17 protein-coding genes are annotated in these 17,134 nt (G+C 72.8%); 10 read left to right on the forward strand and 7 right to left on the reverse strand.

Going from position 1 to position 17,134, the window contains the following annotated elements; all coding sequences use genetic code 11:
• Window positions 1-71 precede the first annotated feature (71 nt).
• A complete protein-coding gene (locus C8N24_RS08895; protein WP_121249708.1) occupies window positions 72-1,250 on the forward strand; it encodes a hypothetical protein in 1,179 nt (392 codons plus the stop codon).
• Here C8N24_RS08895 and C8N24_RS08900 read toward each other — a convergent pair.
• Window positions 1,153-1,635, reverse strand: a complete 483-nt coding sequence (locus C8N24_RS08900; protein WP_211339891.1) for a VOC family protein — start codon at window positions 1,633-1,635, stop codon at window positions 1,153-1,155. The two genes, C8N24_RS08895 and C8N24_RS08900, sit on opposite strands and share 98 nt — an antisense overlap.
• A 39-nt stretch (window positions 1,636-1,674) precedes the next feature.
• On the opposite strand from C8N24_RS08900, the gene C8N24_RS08905 reads away from it, so the two are divergent.
• Together C8N24_RS08905 and C8N24_RS08910 are read left to right on the forward strand one after the other, a co-directional pair.
• Window positions 1,675-2,043, forward strand: coding sequence for a nuclear transport factor 2 family protein (locus tag C8N24_RS08905; RefSeq protein ID WP_121249709.1), 369 nt, complete (start codon window positions 1,675-1,677; stop codon window positions 2,041-2,043).
• The gene (locus C8N24_RS08910) at window positions 2,004-2,513 is read left to right on the forward strand and encodes a thermonuclease family protein (protein WP_170178956.1); all 510 of its coding nucleotides are present in this window, start codon (window positions 2,004-2,006) and stop codon (window positions 2,511-2,513) included. Before C8N24_RS08905 ends, C8N24_RS08910 begins: the two co-directional genes overlap by 40 nt.
• 43 nt (window positions 2,514-2,556) lie before the next feature.
• On the opposite strand, the gene C8N24_RS08915 is transcribed toward C8N24_RS08910, so the two are convergent.
• Both C8N24_RS08915 and C8N24_RS08920 read right to left on the reverse strand, forming a co-directional pair.
• The gene (locus tag C8N24_RS08915) at window positions 2,557-5,022 is read right to left on the reverse strand and encodes a transglutaminase-like domain-containing protein (RefSeq protein WP_121249711.1); all 2,466 of its coding nucleotides are present in this window, start codon (window positions 5,020-5,022) and stop codon (window positions 2,557-2,559) included.
• A 3-nt stretch (window positions 5,023-5,025) separates the two neighbouring features.
• Window positions 5,026-6,585: an acetate--CoA ligase gene (locus tag C8N24_RS08920; protein ID WP_121253052.1), complete on the reverse strand. Its 1,560-nt coding sequence runs from the start codon at window positions 6,583-6,585 to the stop codon at window positions 5,026-5,028.
• 69 nt (window positions 6,586-6,654) lie between these two features.
• Here C8N24_RS08920 and C8N24_RS08925 point away from each other — a divergent pair, with 69 nt between their 5' ends.
• The 5 genes from C8N24_RS08925 to C8N24_RS08945 are packed head-to-tail and all read left to right on the forward strand — an operon-like array spanning window position 6,655 to window position 11,364.
• Window positions 6,655-7,791, forward strand: a complete 1,137-nt coding sequence (locus C8N24_RS08925; RefSeq protein ID WP_147447706.1) for a sensor histidine kinase — start codon at window positions 6,655-6,657, stop codon at window positions 7,789-7,791.
• Window positions 7,792-7,822: 31 nt separating this feature from the next.
• Window positions 7,823-8,530, forward strand: a complete 708-nt coding sequence (locus C8N24_RS08930; protein WP_121249713.1) for a LytR/AlgR family response regulator transcription factor — start codon at window positions 7,823-7,825, stop codon at window positions 8,528-8,530.
• A gap of 37 nt (window positions 8,531-8,567) precedes the next feature.
• Entirely contained in the window at window positions 8,568-8,873 is a 306-nt protein-coding gene (locus C8N24_RS08935; protein WP_121249714.1) for a hypothetical protein, read from the forward strand.
• On the forward strand, window positions 8,870-10,507 hold the full coding sequence (locus C8N24_RS08940; RefSeq protein ID WP_121249715.1) for a sodium/solute symporter: 1,638 nt from the start codon (window positions 8,870-8,872) through the stop codon (window positions 10,505-10,507). The genes C8N24_RS08935 and C8N24_RS08940 overlap by 4 nt, the downstream gene beginning before the upstream one ends.
• Window positions 10,504-11,364, forward strand: coding sequence for an aldose 1-epimerase (locus tag C8N24_RS08945; RefSeq protein ID WP_245971797.1), 861 nt, complete (start codon window positions 10,504-10,506; stop codon window positions 11,362-11,364). Before C8N24_RS08940 ends, C8N24_RS08945 begins: the two co-directional genes overlap by 4 nt.
• On the opposite strand, the gene C8N24_RS08950 is transcribed toward C8N24_RS08945, so the two are convergent.
• The 4 genes from C8N24_RS08950 to C8N24_RS08965 form a co-directional block, all read right to left on the reverse strand.
• The gene (locus C8N24_RS08950; protein ID WP_121253056.1) at window positions 11,365-12,924 is read right to left on the reverse strand and encodes a sodium:solute symporter family transporter; all 1,560 of its coding nucleotides are present in this window, start codon (window positions 12,922-12,924) and stop codon (window positions 11,365-11,367) included.
• Window positions 12,925-12,959: 35 nt separating this feature from the next.
• The gene (locus C8N24_RS08955; protein WP_121249716.1) at window positions 12,960-13,313 is read right to left on the reverse strand and encodes a DUF485 domain-containing protein; all 354 of its coding nucleotides are present in this window, start codon (window positions 13,311-13,313) and stop codon (window positions 12,960-12,962) included.
• A gap of 127 nt (window positions 13,314-13,440) precedes the next feature.
• Complete coding sequence (locus tag C8N24_RS08960) at window positions 13,441-14,808, reverse strand: tryptophanase (protein ID WP_121253058.1); 1,368 nt, start codon at window positions 14,806-14,808, stop codon at window positions 13,441-13,443.
• Window positions 14,809-14,915: 107 nt separating this feature from the next.
• The gene (locus tag C8N24_RS08965) at window positions 14,916-15,362 is read right to left on the reverse strand and encodes a M15 family metallopeptidase (RefSeq protein ID WP_121249717.1); all 447 of its coding nucleotides are present in this window, start codon (window positions 15,360-15,362) and stop codon (window positions 14,916-14,918) included.
• 88 nt (window positions 15,363-15,450) lie between these two features.
• On the opposite strand from C8N24_RS08965, the gene C8N24_RS08970 reads away from it, so the two are divergent.
• Both C8N24_RS08970 and C8N24_RS08975 read left to right on the forward strand, forming a co-directional pair.
• Window positions 15,451-16,113, forward strand: a complete 663-nt coding sequence (locus tag C8N24_RS08970) for a response regulator transcription factor (RefSeq protein WP_121249718.1) — start codon at window positions 15,451-15,453, stop codon at window positions 16,111-16,113.
• Window positions 16,110-17,096, forward strand: a complete 987-nt coding sequence (locus C8N24_RS08975) for a sensor histidine kinase (protein ID WP_121249719.1) — start codon at window positions 16,110-16,112, stop codon at window positions 17,094-17,096. Before C8N24_RS08970 ends, C8N24_RS08975 begins: the two co-directional genes overlap by 4 nt.
• Window positions 17,097-17,134: the final 38 nt, after the last annotated feature.

Here is a 17,134-nt window from a genome sequence, read left to right on the forward strand (position 1 = left end):
ACCGGCAGCGCCTCTCGCCCCCCGGCTGATCCCCGGGGGGCGAACTTCTTCCGGGCCGCCCTATCGGAGTCGTGCACACGCGACCCACCGCCGGCCAGGCCACCACCGAGTACGTCGCCGCGATCGCCCTCATCGCGGTCGTCCTCGCCCTCGCCGCGCCGGCGGTGGGCGCCCCGTCGATCGGGCGCGCCGTGGTCGCGCAGCTGGAGCGGGCGCTGTGCGTCGTCGGGCTCGACATCTGCGACGCGCAGATGGCCGCGGCGGCCGGTCTGGCGCCGTGCCCGCTGCGGACGGACGTCACCGGCCACGAGGTCAGCGCGACCGCGTTCAGCATCGAGGTCGGGCACCGCTGGACCCTGACCGTCACCCCGAACTCGGACGGCACGGTGTCCGTCATGCGCACGGCGAGCGGCATGGGCGGTGTGTCGGCCGGGTTCGGCGGTGACGTGTCGCTCGGCCCCGTCGCGGTCGACCTCGGCGGCCAGGCCGGGGCTCGCGCCCGGATCCAGGGGGCGTACGGCTGGACGTTCCCTGACCAGGCCGCCGCGGACGAGTTCCTCGACTCGGCGCTGAAGGAGCTGCGCACCGACCGCTGGCCCCAAGCGTGGGTGTCGGTCGAGGGGTCGGGTGAGGTGTCGGCCATGGTCGGGGCCGCGCTCGGCGGGCCGGTCAAAGAGCGCCTCGACCTCGTCGGGCTGACCGGGTCGGGGCACGGCGCGATCGGCGCGCGGCTCGTCCACGACGGCAACGTCGTCACGGTCTACGGCCGGGTCGCCTCCGACGGCCCCGAGCTGTCACGGCCGCTGCTGCCGTCCATCGGTCGTGGCCGCGAGGAGTGGCTCGCGGAGTACACGTTCGGTCCGGACGGTCCGCGTGAGCTGGCGTTCCGGCACGTCGTGCCGGGCGACCGGGACAGCGTCCAGACGGAGGTGGTGGCGCGGCTGGGTCTTCGCGACCCGGCGAACGCCGCCGTCGCGCGCCCGCTGCTCGACGTCCGCTTCCCGTGGGGCGAGCGCGACCGGGCGCGGATCGCGGCAGTGGCCGACCGGATCGTCTCGCACGGCACGATCGAGCGCACCGTCTCCTCCGTCGCGGACGGGTCGCGGGGCATCTCCGGCTCGGTGCGGGGCGGCACGAAGTTCGGCGCGGCGTTCAAGCGGATCGCGGTGCACCGTTCGCTCGTCGAGGCGAGCGCGCGGGCCGGCGGGTTCGAGCGGCGGCGGCTCGACTGTCAGGCGCCGTCCAGGTGATGCGCGACGTCCCAGGTCCACAGCTCGACGACGTTGCGTCCGGGTCGTCGACGTAGGCCGCGCGGGAGTGCGGGCGGGTGGAGAACTCGTGCTCGCGGACGTCCAGGCCGGCGGCGCGGAGCTCGGACACCGCGTTGTCGTAATCGCCGGGGAGGATGTGCATCGCGAAGTGCACGTGCACGCCGCCGCGGCCGCGCTCGAGGCCGACCTGGGGGCGCCACAGCCCGATCCGCGTGCGGTCGCCCGCCATCACCCACAGCGCTTCGCGGTCCGGCCAGCGGTCCACCACGGGCAGGCCGAGGATGCCGGAGTAGAACGCCTCGGCGGCGGCGAGGTCGACGACTTCGAGGACGAGCTCGGATACACCGGTCACGGGGATGGCCATGCGGCGGATTCTGCCGTGTAGGCCGCTAGGGTCGCAGTCGTGAGCGTGAGCGACGAGATCCTGGAGGCCGCGGCGCGGCGCTCGGAAGCGCTGGTCGCGCGCGACCCGGAGCTGCTTCGCGAGCTCCACCATCCGCACCTGCGCTGGACGACGCACCGCGGCGACGTCCGCGACCGCGAGGCGTACATCGCCGGCAACACCGAGGGCGAGCTCGTCTGGCGCGCCCAGCACCTCCTCGAGGCCGAGGTGCTCGCGGTCGGCGACACGGCCGTGCTCGTGGCCGTCGTCCACGACGAGTTCGAGCGCGCCGGCGAGCCCGGCGCGCTGGACATGCCGCTCACCCTCACCTGGGTGCGCGAGGAGGGCACGTGGCGCGTGCTCGCCGCGCACGCTGGGCCGCCGCGCTGATCCTCGCCTGCGCCGGCTGCTCCGCCGCGCCGTCCGACGTCCGCCAGGGGCGCGTCGTCCGCGTCGTCGATGGCGACACGCTGAAGGTGCGCGTGGACGGGCGCGTCGAGACCGTGCGCGTGCTCGGGATCGACACGCCCGAGAGCAAGCGCCCCGGCGCGCCGGTCGAGTGCGGGTCACGGCGCGCGGGCACCGAGCTGCGGCGGCTCGTCGACGGGCGGGCGGTCGAGTTGCGCGGGGACGCGTCCCAGGACGCCGAGGACCGGTTCGGGCGGGTGCTCGCGTACGTGTCGGTCGAGGGCTCCGACGTCGGCGAGGCGATGGTGGCGGCAGGCTGGGCGCGGCCGTACGTGTACCGGGGCGTGCCGTTCGCGCGGGTGGACGCGTACCGCGCGGCGGCGCGCGCGGCGCGCGGCCGGGGTGCCGGCGTCTACGGCACGTGTGGCGGGGACTTCCACCGGGCCGCGTGAACGGCACGCTCTTGTGCGGCACCCCCGGTCGCGCGGGGGAGGCCTAGGAGCGCGCGGACACTTCGAGGTCCAGCGAGCGCGTGCGCGGCTCGCGCCACCCGCGCTCCACCCGGGGCGGCATCGCCCACAGCGCGCGGAGCCGTCCACCGAAGCCGAGGCCCTGCGCCAACGCGCGGCGCAGCGCGCGACGACCGCGCGCCGAGGGCCGTTCAGGGACCGGCGCATAGCGCCCCGAGGCGAGGGCGCGGAAGTACGCGGCGACCTCGGGCGAGTGCGAGCCGAGCCGGGACTCGAGCTGGGTCAGGGTCGTGCCCGTCGCCACTGGGCGGCCGACGCGGCGCAGGGCGTCTTCGACCTCGGCGATCGCTCGGTCCATCGGGGTCTTGCCGCGGGGGCGGCGGATGAAGAGCGCCGCGGCGACGACGGCGGCCAGCACGAGCAGGACGACCGCCGTCCAGACGAGCCAGCGCGGGACGCCGGAGCTGTCGTCGGCGAGGGCGGTGTCGCCGGTGCCGACCTGGAGCTCCGGGCGGACGGCGCGCGGGTTGGCCTCGCCCGCGTCACCGGAGGTGGAGCCGCCGCCGCTGTCCGGGGAGACGGAGGGCGAGGACCGGGGCGTGGTGAGCGTCGCGGCGACGCGGGAGCGGGCGGGGGTGGCGGCGGGCGTCGGGTCGAGCGTCACCCAGCCGTACTGGTCGAACCACACCTCGACCCAGGCGTGGGCGTCGGTGTCGCGGACGATCCAGGCCTTCTTGGACTCGGAGTAGCCGCCGGGCGAGAAGCCGGTCGCGACGCGGGCGGGGATGCCGCCCATGCGCAGCATGACGGCCATCGCGCCCGCGTAGTGCTGGCAGTAGCCCTGATGGGAGACGTTGATGAAGAAGTCCAGCGGCGCGTCGTCGACCGGGACGGCGGGCGGGCGCTCGATGTAGCGGAACTCGGGCTGGTGCAGGTAGTCGTCGACCGCGCGGATGTACTCGACCGGCGTGTCGGCGTCCTTCTTCAGGCGCTGCACGAGCTCCCACGTGCGCGCGTACCGCGTGGTCTGCATGAGCTCGTCGAGCGGGCGGTCGATCCGGCTGCCGTTGCGGCGGTCGTACTCCGCGTAGGACACGTCGCCGGAACCCCAGGCCGCGAACTCCACGCGCGCGTCGGTGACCGGATTCGAGTCGCCGAACGCGCCCTGCGGACGCAGCGGGCCCTCGCCCTCCTTGAACGGGACGATCAGCGTGCGCTCACCCTCCTGGCGCTCGGCCTCGCCCGTCGTGGCCTCCTCCAACGCCGTGCCCTGCGGCTTGGGGAAGTGCACCTGCGCGCGGTAGGAGTCGTTGCGGCGGAACCCGGCGGGCGCGTCCATCGTGCCGGGCGAGAAGCCCGGCCGGACGACGCGCGACGTGTTGCGGACGTCGAGGATCGTGCCCGCGGCGATCACGTCGGTCGTCTGGACGCGCTTGATCGACACCTCGATCTCGCTCGTCCATGCGGAGCGATCCTCGTAGTCCTCCGGCAGGTCGGCCTCGAACGGCTCGTCGACCGACTGCGTCGCCTGCGGCTCCTCGCGGACCTGCCAGGCGATGCCGTTGAAGGTGTCCAGGTTGCGCGCCTTCCAGTACAGCGGCTCGCCGGACACCACGCGCAGGACCTCGTTGCCGTCGCGCGGCCACGTGATCGGCCCGTAGCTCTGCGTCCACGAGAAGCGCACGGGGTCGTCGGGGCCGAGGCTCTCGGCGAACGAGCGGTAGTCGAACCACGGCTCGCCGCGGTCGGCGGTCGCGGCCAGCGGCAACGCGCCCGCCAGAGCGATGCCGAGCAGCGCCGCCACGCCCATCCCCGGCCGCAGCGGCAGCCGCTCCAGCCACAGGAAGCAGACCGCCAGCGCCGCGATCCCGAGGCCGAGCAGCACGGGCTGCGTCCCGCCGATCGACACGATCGGCGACGCCACCACGACGATCATCACGGCCAGCGCGACGAAGGGGTAGCCGCGCTCGGGCACCCGCAACGGCGCCCGCCCCGCCGACCGCACGACCGCCCGCGGCCAGAAGGTCAGCAGGCCGGAGAGGATGAGCAGCTGCACGCCGAGCAGCTCGAGCACGATCCGCGGCCAGGCGTCGGCGCTGTCGTACGGCAGCCGGACCGTGCCGAGCGCCTGCAACCCGCTGCCGAGCCCCGAGAACAGCTCGTCCCAGTGGCGCGGGCGCAGGAAGCGCAGCTCGAGCCCCGCCAGCAGGTAGCCGGCGAACAGCGCGGCGAGGACGACGAGCGGCAGCGCGAACAGCCGCAGGCGGCCACGGGCCCGATCGGCGAGCAGCACCCCGGCGGCCGCGCCGACGGCCGCGAGCACCCACAGCAGCACGCGCCCGGTCGACAGGTCGGCGACGAGCCGCTGCCACTCCAGCGCACCGACCGTGCACAGCGCGGCCAGCCCGACGAGCCGGGCGATCCACTGCGGCAGCAGCGCACGCGTGGCCTGGCGCGGCGAGCGCCTCCCTGCGACGACCGCCGTGGCCACGGGCTAGGCGTTCTCCTCCAGCTCGCGCTGGCGCAGCTCGATGCGCCGGATCTTGCCGGTCAGGGTCTTCGGGAGGTCCTCCACGAACTCGATCTTCCGAGGGTAGGCGTAGGCGGACAGCCGGTTACGCACATGCCCCTGGATGTCAGCGATCAACTCGTCAGATGGCGCATGGCCCTCTGCCAGGACGATGAAGGCCTTGACCACGCTGCCGCGCCGCTCGTCCGGGGAGGCGACCGCCGCCGCCTCCTTGACCGCCGGGTGCTCGAGGCACGCGCTCTCGACCTCGAACGGTCCGATCCGGTAGCCCGCGGCGATGATCACGTCGTCGGCGCGGCCCTCGTACCAGACGTAGCCGTCCTCGTCGAAGCGCGCCGCGTCCTTGGTGTGGAACCAGTCACCGCCGAACGTCTCGCGCGCCGCCTCCTCGTTGCGCCAGTAGCCGAGCGGGTAGTGCGGGTTCGAGCGGGCCCGCAGGCAGATCTCGCCGCGCTCGCCCTGCGGCACGGGCTGCTCGTCCTGGTCGAGGATATGCACGTCCCAGCCGGGCATCGGCCGGCCCATCGAGCCCTCGCGCACCTCCATGAACGGGAAGTTCGCGCACAGCGGATAGGACTCGGTCAGCCCGTAGTAGTCGAGCACGGTGAGGCCGTACTGCTCGCGGAACCAGCGGATCGCCTCCGGGTTCAGCGGCTCGCCGGCGCTGCAGACGATCCGGAACCGCTGCGGGTAGCGCGTGCCGGCGTCCGTGATCGACATCATCGAGCGCATCGCGGTCGGCGTCGTGAACACGTTCGACGCCTCGTGGCGCGACAGGAAGTCCAGCTGCTTGTGCGGCTCGAAGCCGCCCTCGCGCTGGTAGACGAGCTGCACCGCGCCGAACCGCCACGGGCCGAGCAGCGGCGCGATGCCGGCCGCCCACGCCCACTCCCCCATGCCGTGGAAGCGCTCGCCGTCCTGGACGTCGTGGCAGTAGAGGAACTCCTCGTGCGCGAGCAGGTACCGGTGCGCGTGGACGATGCCCTTCGCGAGCCCGGTCGTGCCGGACGTGTAGTAGAGCTGCGCGGGGTCCTCGGCGAGCGTGTCCTCGGGGGTGAAGGCCGGGTCCCCGGACGCCAGCAGCTCGTCGTCGAGCAGCAGCACGTGCTCGACGAGCGACGGGTCGACGCGCTCCCGGTTGGCCGCGTTGGTGACGAGCACCTTGGCCTGCGAGTCGCTGACGCGGTGGCGGATGCCGTCGTCGCCGTAGAGCACGGACATCGACAGCAGGATCGCCCCGCACTTCCAGGTGCCGAAGAACGCGGCGGCGGTCTCGGGGGTCGGCGGCAGCAGCATCGCGACGCGGTCGCCCTTCTCCACGCCGTGGGCGCGGAGGACGTTGGCGAACCGGTTGGAGCGTTCCTGCAACTCGCCCCAGCGCACCTCGCGGACGGTGCCGTCGAAGTGCTCGTGGATCATCGCGAGCTTGTCCGCCGGATGCTTGTCGCAGACGTCCTGGGCGATGTTGTACCGCTCCGGGACGTGCCACTCGTGGGCGGCGACGGCCTCTTCGTAGGACGTGATCGACACGGCTCTCCCCCTCGTCTTGCGCCTGCGGACAACATAAAGGGTCAGACCCCCTAAGTTTCGCGCGTGGACGTTCTCCTGGGCGTGGTGCTCGGCGTGGTGCTCGCGGCCTCCGCGTTCGCCGTGAGCCGGCTCGCGGCGCCGCGGCGGGTGCTCGCGCCCGGCGAGGAGGGGGTGCGCGCGGCGCTGCACGCCGCGGCGGCCACGCTCCCGCACCTGCGCAAGGGGCTGACCCGCGAGTCGGCGGGCAAGGCGATCGGCCACCTGCACGCGCTCACGCAGGCCGAGGGCGTGCTGATCGACGACGGCGAGACCGTCCTCGCGGCCGACGGTCTCCCCGCCAAAGAGGACCTCGGCTGGCTGCCGGACTCCGAGCGCGTCGAGGTGGTGCACGGGCCGAGCCCGTTCGGCAACACGGTGATCGCGCCGCTGCTGGTCGGCGGCGAGCGGATCGGCCGGCTCGCCGCGTTCTACGGCCCCGAGCGACGGCTCCGGCCGGAGGACACGCGCGTGGTGTCCGAGGTCGCCGCGCTCGTGTCCGCCCAGGTCGAGCTGTCGGCGCTGGCCGAGCAGGAGGAGCGGCTCGCCCAGGCCGAGCTGCGCGCGCTGCGGGCGCAGATCTCGCCGCACTTCATCTACAACGCGCTCGCCGCCGTGGCCAACTCGATCCACACCAAGCCGGAGGAGGCGCGCGAGCTGCTGACCGAGTTCGCCGAGTTCACCCGCTACGCGTTCCGGGGCAACCGCTCGTACGTGACCCTCGCCGACGAGCTGCACTACGTCGAGAAGTACCTGCGGCTCGAGCAGGCGCGGTTCGGCGACCGGCTGCAGGTGCGCGTGTCGGTCGCGCCCGAGGTGCTGACGGCGGTCGTCCCGGTGCTCAGCATGCAGCCGCTCGTCGAGAACGCGGTGCGGCACGGGGTCGAGAAGGCGGTCGGGCCGTGCCGGGTGGAGATCCTCGGCGCGGACCTGGACACCGACGTCGAGCTGACCGTGCGCGACGGCGGCGCCGGCATGAGCGCCGAGGCCGCGAGCGCCGCGCTGGCCGGACGCGGCGAGGGGATCGGGCTCGCGAACGTGCACGCGCGGCTGCAGTCCACGTTCGGTCCCGAATACGGTCTGGAGGTTGAGTCCACGCCCGGAGAGGGAACGGTCGTGAAGATGCTCGTGCCCAAGTTCCGAGCCGGGGTGCGCGCGGCGTGACCGCGCGCGGTGACGCGCCGGGGGCGCGCGCGTGACGCTGCGCGTGCTCGCCGTCGACGACGAGCGGCCCGCGCTCGACGACCTCGCGCGTGTCCTCCGTGCCCAGCCCGCGGTGTCCGAGGTCGACACGGCCGAGTCCGGCGAGGAGGCGCTGCACGTGCTGGCCGGCGGCGAGCCCTACGACGCCGTCTTCCTCGACGTGCGCATGCCCGGCCTCGACGGCGTCGAGCTCGCACGCGTGCTGCGGCGCTTCGCGGCCCCGCCCGCGCTGATCTTCGTCTCCGCGTACGAGTCGGCGGCGGTCGAGGCGTTCGAGCTGCGCGCGCTCGACTACCTGATGAAACCGGTCTCGACCGCGCGCGTGGCCGAGGCGCTCGGCCGGATCGAGGCCCGCCCGGAGGACGACACGACGCCGACGCTCGCCGTCGACGCGCCCGGTGGCGGAACGCGGCTCATCCCGCGCGCGGACGTCCTCTACCTGCAGGCCCACGGCGACTACGTGCGCGTGCTGACCGCCGACGGACGCCACCTGGTCCGCGGCACCCTCAACGAGATCGAGCGCCGCTGGGCGCCGCACGGCTTCCACCGCGTGCACCGCCGCTACCTGGTCAACCTCAAGCAGGCGACGGAGGTCCGCCCGCAGCTCAACGGCACGGCCACGCTCGTCCTCGCCGACGGCTCCGAGCTGCCGATCGCCCGCCGTGAAGTCGCCGAGCTGCGCCGGCGGCTGCGCTCATGAGCGTGCCGTCAGGGAAGGCCTCAGCACCGGTGATCCTGTGAGCCGCCTCCCCAGCGAGGACCTGACCGAGGCGACCGCGCACGCCGCGGTCTACCTGCGCCGGCTCCGGCGCGAGCAGCTCCGCCTCGCGCTGCTGAGCCTCGTGGCCTTCGGCGGCGCGATCGGCGCGCTGCCGCTGATCCTCTACCTGCTGCCCGGCCTGCACGACGCGCAGTTCCTCGGCGTCCCGCTGCCGATCTGGCTCGTCGTCGTCCCGCCCTTCCCGCTGTTCTTCTTCATCGGCCTGCTCGAGCAGCGCCGCGCCGACGGCCTCGACGAAGCCTTCCGCGACCTGGTCGAATGACGCTGAGCATCATCGCCGTCGTCGCCGTCACCGGCGCGGCGCTCGGCATCGGCACGTACGGCGTCCGGCTCGCGCGCACCACGTCCGACCTGTTCGTGGCGTCGAGGGCGGTCAGCCCGTGGTGGAACGCCGCCGCGATCAGCGGCGAGTACCTGAGCGCGGCGAGCTTCCTCGGCGTCTCCGGGCTGATGCTGAAGTTCGGGGCGAGCGCGCTCTGGCTGCCGGTCGGCTTCACCGCGGGCTATCTGACGCTGCTGCTGTTCGTGGCCGCGCCGCTGCGGCGGTTCGGCTCGTACACGATCCCCGACTTCGCCGAGGCCCGGCTGCCCGCGCCGTACATGCGGTTGCTCGCCGCCGGGATCGTCCTGCTGATCAGCGGCTGCTACCTCGTGCCGCAGCTCAAGGGCGCGGGCGTGACGCTCCGCGCGATCACCGACGCGCCGTACTGGGTCGGCGTCGCGCTCGTCAGCCTGATCGTCGCGCTCAACGTCGGGCTCGGCGGCATGCGCGGGGTGACGTACGTGCAGGCCTTCCAGTACTGGGTGAAGGTGTTCGCGATCGCGCTGCCCGCACTGCTGCTGCTCATCCACCTCGGCGGGCTGCCGGCGCGGGCCGCGCTGTTCGGCGCCGAGCTGCCCACCACGGGCCCGAGCGGCATGACCGTGGAGCTCGACAAGCCGACCACGCTGACGTTCCCGGACACCGGAGAGACGCGCACCGTCCCCGCGGGCGAGCTGCGGATCCCCCCGGACACCGCCATCCCCGTCGCCGACGGGATCGACGCGCAGACCGGGGACCAGTGGTCACGCCCGGTCGCGGAGTCCGGCCGCGGCTCGCCGCTGCTGATCTACAGCCTGCTGCTGGCCACGTTCCTGGGCACGATGGGCCTCCCGCACATCCTCGTCCGCTTCTACACCAACCCGGACGGCTCGGCCGCCCGAAGAACCACCGTGCGGGTCCTCGGCCTGCTCGGCGTCTTCTACCTGTTCCCCGCCGTGTACGGCCTGCTCGGCCGCGCGTTCACGCCCGAGCTGTACGTCACCGGCGACACCGACAGCGTCGTGCTGCGCGTGCCCGCCGCCGCCTGGCCCGGGCCGATGGGCGACCTCCTCGCCGCGATCGTCGCCGCGGGCGCGTTCGCCGCGTTCATGAGCACCGCGTCCGGCCTGCTGGTGAGCATCGCCGGCACGGTCTCGCACGACGTGCTGCCCGGCCGGGCGCGCCGCCGGCGGACGCGCTTCCGGCTCGTCAGCGTCCTCGGGATGCTCCCGCCCGCGCTGCTCGCGCTCGCCACGCCCGACGTGGACATCAGCGTGCTCGTCGGCTGGGCGTTCGCGCTCGCGGCCTCCACGTTCTGCCCCCTCCTGCTGCTCGGCGTCTGGTGGCCGCGCCTGACGGCGACCGCCGCCGCGGTCGGCATGCTCGCCGGCGCGCTCGTCGCCACCGGGATGATCGCGGCGGGGCTGATCGGCGACCTGCCGGAGGACACCGCGCTCGGCGCGATCCTCACCCAGCCCGCCGCGGTGTCGGTGCCGCTAGCGTTCGCGACCATGGTGCTGCTGTCCCTGCGTTCGCCCGCACCCCCCGTCGCCGCGCTGATGGCGGCGCTGCACGTCCCGGAGGCCCGCGCGTGAAGCTGCAGGCCGGCCCGCTGGAAGCCACCTTCGCGCCCGAGGCGGGGATGATCTGCCACTCCCTGCGCCACGATGGCGAGGAGCTGCTCGGGCAGCGCGACGGGCTGGAGGCCTACGCCCGCACCGGCAAGACGATGGGTATCCCGCTCCTGCACCCGTGGGCGAACCGGATCGGCGCCTGGTCCTACCGCGCGCTGGGTGTCGAGGTGGACCTGGAGGGAACGCCGGTGCGCGCCGACAGCGGCACCGGGCTGCCCATGCACGGCACGTTGCCGCGGCCCTGGCGGGTGCTGGCGCCCGGCGTCGCCGAGCTCGACGGCGCGTCCACGGCGTTCCCGTTCCCTCACACCGTGCGGCTCGAGGCGACGCTCGAACCGACCGCGTTGCGCGTGACGACCACGATCGAGGCCCACGACGGCCCCGTGCCGGTGGCGTTCGGCTTCCATCCGTTCTTCGCCCTGCCCGGTGTGCCGCGCGCGCAGTGGCACGTCGAGCTGCCGGTCGGCCGGCGGCTGCGGCTGACGGACCAGCAGGTCCCGAGCGGTGAGACCGAGGACGTCGAGCCCTACGCCGGCCCGCTGGGCGATCGTGCCTACGACGACGGCTACGACCGCCTGACCGGCGCGCCGTTCGTCCTCGAAGGCGGCGGCCGCCGGATCACGGTGGCCTTCGAGGCCGGCTTCCCCGTCGCGCAGGTGTTCGCGCCGCCGACCGCGGACCTGGTCAGCTTCGAGCCGATGACCGCGCCCGCCGACGCGCTGCGGACGGGCACGTTCGCCCTGGCCGAGCCCGGCCGCCCGTACACGGCGACGTTCAGCGTCGCCGTGCAACGGGCGGACGAGCCGGTGTCCCCCTGACTAAGCTCCGACCTTCTCCAAGGCGCGCTCGGCGCCCAGACCGGTCTCGGACCGCACGAACAGCTCGTCGAACGAACGCTCCTCGACGCGCTCCTTGCTGAGGATCGTCCCCAGGAAGCACCCGAGGAAGCCGAGCGGGATCGAGATGATGCCCGGGTTGTTGAGCGTCCAGCCGATCGGCGAGCCCGTCACCGTGTCGGCGCCCGGCCACACCTTCGGCGAGACGATCACGAGGAAGATCGCGCTCACGACGCCGGTGACGACGCCGGCGATCGCGCCCGTGGTGTTGAAGCGCCGCCACGTCAACGCCAGCACCAACGCGGGGAAGTTCGCGCTCGCGGCCACCGCGAACGCCAGGCCGACCATGAACGACACGTTCAGGCCCGAGCCGCCGATGACGGCGATCACGATCGCGATCACGCCGATGCCGAACGCGGCGACGCGTGCCACCAGCACCTCTTCGTGCTCGGAGTCCTGGCCCTTGCGGACGATCGAGGACCAGATGTCGTGGCTGAACGCGGCCGACGCGCTGAGCACGAGGCCCGCCACCACGGCGAGGATGGTCGCGAAGGCCACACCGGCGATCGCGGCCAGGAACAGGTCGCCGCCGAACGTGCCTTCGCCGCCGCCGAGGAACGCGGCCAGGTTCGGCGCCGCGAGGTTGCCGCCGGTGCCCGCGGCCTCCACGCCGCCCTCGCCGAGGAAGGCGCGCGCGCCGAAGCCGATGAACGTCGTGAGCAGGTAGAAGAAGCCGATGATGAACATCGCCCACACCACCGACGAGCGGGCGGCCTGGGCGTTGGGCACGGTGAAGAACCGCATCAGGATGTGCGGCAGGCCGGCGGTGCCGAGCACGAGCGCCAGGCCCAAGGACACCGTGTCGAGCGGCTTGGGCAGGTAGGTGCCGGGCGCCAGCGAGAACGTGGACTCCGGGCCCTTGTTCTCGTTCGCGCGGTTGAAGAGCTCGATCGGGTTGAAGCCGACCTTGCCCAGCACGAAGATCGACATCGTCAGGATGCCCGCCATCAGCAGCACGGCCTTGACGATCTGCACCCACGTGGTGGCGACCATGCCGCCGAAGATCACGTAGCAGAGCATGAACACGCCGGTGACGATCACCGCGAGCGAGAAGTCGATGCCGACGAGCTTCTCGATCAGCACGCCCGCGCCGACCATCTGCGCGATCAGGTAGAAGGTCACGACGGCGAACGTGCCGAGCGCCGCGGCGGCGCGGGCCGGGGTCTCGTTCAGGCGGAACGAGAGCACGTCGGCGATCGTGTACTTGCCCGCGTTGCGCATCCGCTCGGCCAGCAGGAACATCACCGTGAGGAACGCGACGAGGAAGCCGATCGAGTACAGGAACCCGTCGAACCCGTAGAGGAAGATCAGGCCGGCGATGCCGAGGAACGACGCGGCCGACAGGTAGTCGCCGGAGATCGCGAGCCCGTTCTGGCGGCCGGTGATCTGGCGGCCGGCGGCGTAGAAGCCCACCGCGCTCGACGCCCGCTTGGACGCCCAGTAGGTGATGCCGAGCGTGATCGAGAGGATGACCGCCGCCATCACGAGCGCTTCGACGTTGACCTCCGCGAAGAGCCTCACGCCTTCACCTCCGACTCGTCCTTGCGCACGAACCGGACGTCGCCGGACTCAGCCGCGGCGGCCGCCTCGACGACCCGGTCGGCGAGCGGGTCGAACTCCTTCTCCGACTTGCGCAGGTACCAGATCCCCAGCACGAAGACCATGACGAACTGGGTGAGCGCGTAGCAGTACCCGACGGTCAGCCCCTGGTAGACCGACTCGCCCATGAAGTCGGGCGCGTAGCCGGCGACGATGATGAAGGCCATGTAGTAGACGAGGAAGAAGATCGTCGCGGGTACGACGAAGCTCCTCCGCCGCTTCACCAGCTCCCGAAACTCGTCCGAGCGCTCGATGCGTTCCCAGTCGGTCATCGCGTCTCTCTCCTCCTCGCAGCGATTTGGAGGAACCCTTCCTCACGCCGGCAAGTGACGAAACGCGCAATCGACGGACGGTCGGTGTGGCGCGACGAGCGGTCGCGCCACCACGACGGACGGTGCCCTACAGCTCCGCGAACGTGGCCGTGAAGTGGCGCAGCTGCGGCGGCTCCTGCGTGATGGCGTACCCACGCAGCTCGTCCGCGTGCTCAGCGACGTGGCCGACGACCTCGACGACGTAGTCGAGCTGGGACTGCGTGTAGGTGCGGCGCGGGATCGCGAGCCGGACGAGGTCCATCGCGGCGGGCACCTCGGTGCCGTCGGGGCGGCGGCCGAACATGATCGTGCCGATCTCGCACGAGCGGATGCCGCCCTCGCGGTAGAGCGCGACCGCGAGCGCCTGGCCCGGGTACTCGAGCGGGTCGATGTGCGGGAGCAGCTGGCGGGCGTCGAGGAACACGGCGTGGCCGCCGATCGGGCGCACGATCGGCACGCCGACGTCGGCCAGCGCATCGCCGAGGTACGCCGTCGAGCAGATCCGGTAGCGCAGGTACTCCTCCTGCACGACCTCCTCGAGGCCCTGGGCGATCGCCTCCAGGTCGCGGCCGGCGAGCCCGCCGTAGGTGGTGAAGCCGCCCGTGAGGATCAGCATCGTCTTGCAGCGCTCGGCCAGGCGGTCGTCGTTGAGCGCGAGCCAGCCGCCGATGTTCGCCATCGGGTCCTTCTTGGCCGACATCGTCATGCCGTCGGCGTAGGAGGCCATCTCGCGGACGATGTCGGTGATCGTGCGCTCGGACTGGCCGGGCTCGCGGTGCTTGATGAAGTAGGCGTTCTCGGCGAAGCGGCAGGCGTCGAGGAACAGCGGCACCCCGAAGCGGTCGCACAGCGCGCGCACGCCGCGCAGGTTCTCCAGCGAGACCGGCTGGCCGCCGCCCGCGTTGTTGGTGACGGTCATGAACACCACGGGGACGTGCTCCGTGCTGAGCACCAGCTCGAGCGCGCCGAGGTCCATGTTGCCCTTGAAGGGATGCTCGGACGTGGGGTCCTGACCTTCGGCGATCACCAGGTCGATCGCGCGGGCGCCGGTGAACTCGACGTTCGCGCGCGTGGTGTCGAAGTGCGTGTTGTTCGGGACCGTCTTGCCCTCGCCGCCGAGCTGGCTGAAGAGGATCCGCTCCGCGGCGCGGCCCTGGTGGGTCGGGATGACGTGCTTGAAGGGGAACAGGTGCTTGACCGCGGCCTCGAAGCGATACCAGGAAGGCGAGCCGGCGTAGCTCTCATCACCGCGCTGGATGCCGGCCCACTGGTCGCGCGACATCGCGCCCGTGCCCGAGTCCGTCAGGAGGTCGATGGCGACGTCCTCGGACTTGAGCCGGAAGAGGTTGAACCCCGCGGCCTCCAGAGCGGCGATCCGCTCCTCGCGCGTGGTCATCCGGATCGGCTCGACGGAGTGGATGCGGAAGGGCTCGATGATCGTATGGAACGCGGTCATGGAGCGCATCTTGGGCTGCGCGGGCTCCCCCAACATCGGGGTCGCCCCCGGCCAATTTCCCCGATCTTGACGGGGTGCGGCGGACCACACCCCTGGGGGTGTGGCTGCTACCCGGCGGCGTTCGGCCGCTGCGGCGGGCACGCCCCGCCGGGCTCGACCACGCGCTCGTAGTGCCAGATCTCGTTGGCGTAGATCTGGCACAGCCCGTAGGCGGCGCCGTGCTGGGCCAGCCAGTAGGCGGCGTCGGTGGGACCGACGTCGACGGCCAGGCCCTGCACGTGCGTCGACCGCTCGGGCGTGTTGACGTACTGGCGTGCGACCGCCTCGGACCCGTAGGTCTCGATCGCCTCGTCCAGCAGCTGCTGCTGATGGGCGCGGGTGCGGACACCGCTCGTGATCTGGATGGTGATGCCGTCGCGGGCGGCGTCGCGCGTCGCCGCCTGCACCGCGCGCTCGAGCTGCGGGTCCAGCGCGACCGGCGCGGCGGCGGTCGAGTCGCCGCCGAGGATCGGGATGAGGCAGGCGGCGAGCGCCAGCAGGCAGAGGTACTTCATGCCGCCAGCCAAGCGCCCCGGGTGTTGCGGGCGCGTCGGCGAAACCGCACACGTTTTCGCAACGTCGCCGCGCCTACCCTGGATCCGGATGCGTGTGCTGATCGCCGAGGACGAGCTGTACCTGGCGGAAGCGCTGCAGACCGGGCTCCGGCGCGAGGCGATCGCCGCCGACATCGCGCTCGACGGCGACGCCGCCCTCGAGCGCCTCGCGATCACCGACTACGACGTGCTCGTGCTCGACCGCGACCTCCCGGGCACGCACGGCGACCAGGTGGCGGAGACGGTCGCGCGCGAGCACCCCGAGGTCCGCATCCTCATGCTCACCGCCGCCGCGCGCCTGCGCGACAAGCTCGACGGCTTCGCGCTCGGCGCGGACGACTACCTGCCGAAGCCGTTCGCGTTCGCCGAGCTGCTCGTGCGGCTGCGCGCGCTCGCCCGCCGGCCGCCCACCTCCGCGCCGCCGATCCTCGAGTTCGCCGACCTGCGGCTGGACCCGTTCCGGCGCGAGGTCTACCGCGACGGGCGCTACGTCAAGCTCACGCGCAAGCAGTTCGCGGTGCTCGAGCTGCTGCTGCGCGCCGACGGCGGCGTCGTGAGCGCAGAGACGATGCTCGAGAAGGCGTGGGACGAGCACGCGGACCCGTTCACGACCGCGCCGCGCGTGACGATGTCCACGCTGCGCAAGGCGCTCGGCGAGCCCGACCTGATCGTCACCGTGCCGGGTGCGGGCTACCGGCTCGCCGCGCCATGAGCGCGCGGCTGCGGCTGACGCTCAGCTACGCCGCGTTCCTCGTCGCCGCCGGACTGGTGATCGCGGTCGCCGTCTGGGTGATCATCCACGAGTTCCCGAACTACCCGCTCACCGCGTCCAACCCGCGTGACGATCCGACCGCGCCGTCACGGCAGGAGCTCCTGGACCTGACGGTGAAGGCCTCGACGGTGATGCTGGTCGCGCTCGCGGCGATCGGCCTCACCGGCGGCTGGTTCCTCGCCGGCTGGATCCTGCGGCCCCTCACCGACATCAACGAGGCGGCACGGCTGGCCGCCACCGGCAAGCTCGACCACCGGATCCGGCTCGCCGGCCGCAGCGACGAGTTCAAGGCGCTCGCCGACAACTTCGACCACATGCTCGAGCGCCTCGACGACGCCTTCACCAGCCAGGAGCGCTTCGCCGCCAACGCCTCGCACGAGCTGCGCACGCCGCTCACGGTCACGGCCACGATGCTCGACGTCGCGCGCGCCGAGGAGGACTCGGAGCTGCTGCAGCGCCTGCAGCGCACCAACGCGCGGGCGATCTCGCTCACCGAGGCGCTGCTGCGGCTCGCCGACGCCAACGCCGTGACCGCGGCCTTCGAGCCGCTGGACCTCGCGGAGGTCGTGCGGGAGCTCGGCGTGGACGGCGACCTGCGGCCCGCACCGGTGCTCGGCGACCCCGAGCTGCTCACCCAGCTCGTCGAGAACCTCGTGCGCAACGCGCACCAGCACGGCACCGGCGACATCCAGGTGAGCACGGCGGGCTCGACCCTGCGGGTGGAGAACGCCGGGCCGGTGATCGAGGCGCCGGAGCGGCTGGTCGAGCCGTTCCTGCGCGGCGGCGGCCGCACCGCGGGCGGCGGCCACGGCCTCGGCCTGGCGCTCGTCGCGCGCATCACCGAGGTGCACGGGGGCACGCTGGAGCTGCTGCCCCGTTCCGGCGGCGGGCTGATCGTCACGGTGACGCTCCCGAAACCCTAGGGTCCGCGTCTAGGGATCGCCCGATTGTCGGCGGTGCG

Origin of the sequence: Solirubrobacter pauli, assembly GCF_003633755.1 — a bacterium.
Taxonomy (GTDB): domain Bacteria; phylum Actinomycetota; class Thermoleophilia; order Solirubrobacterales; family Solirubrobacteraceae; genus Solirubrobacter; species Solirubrobacter pauli.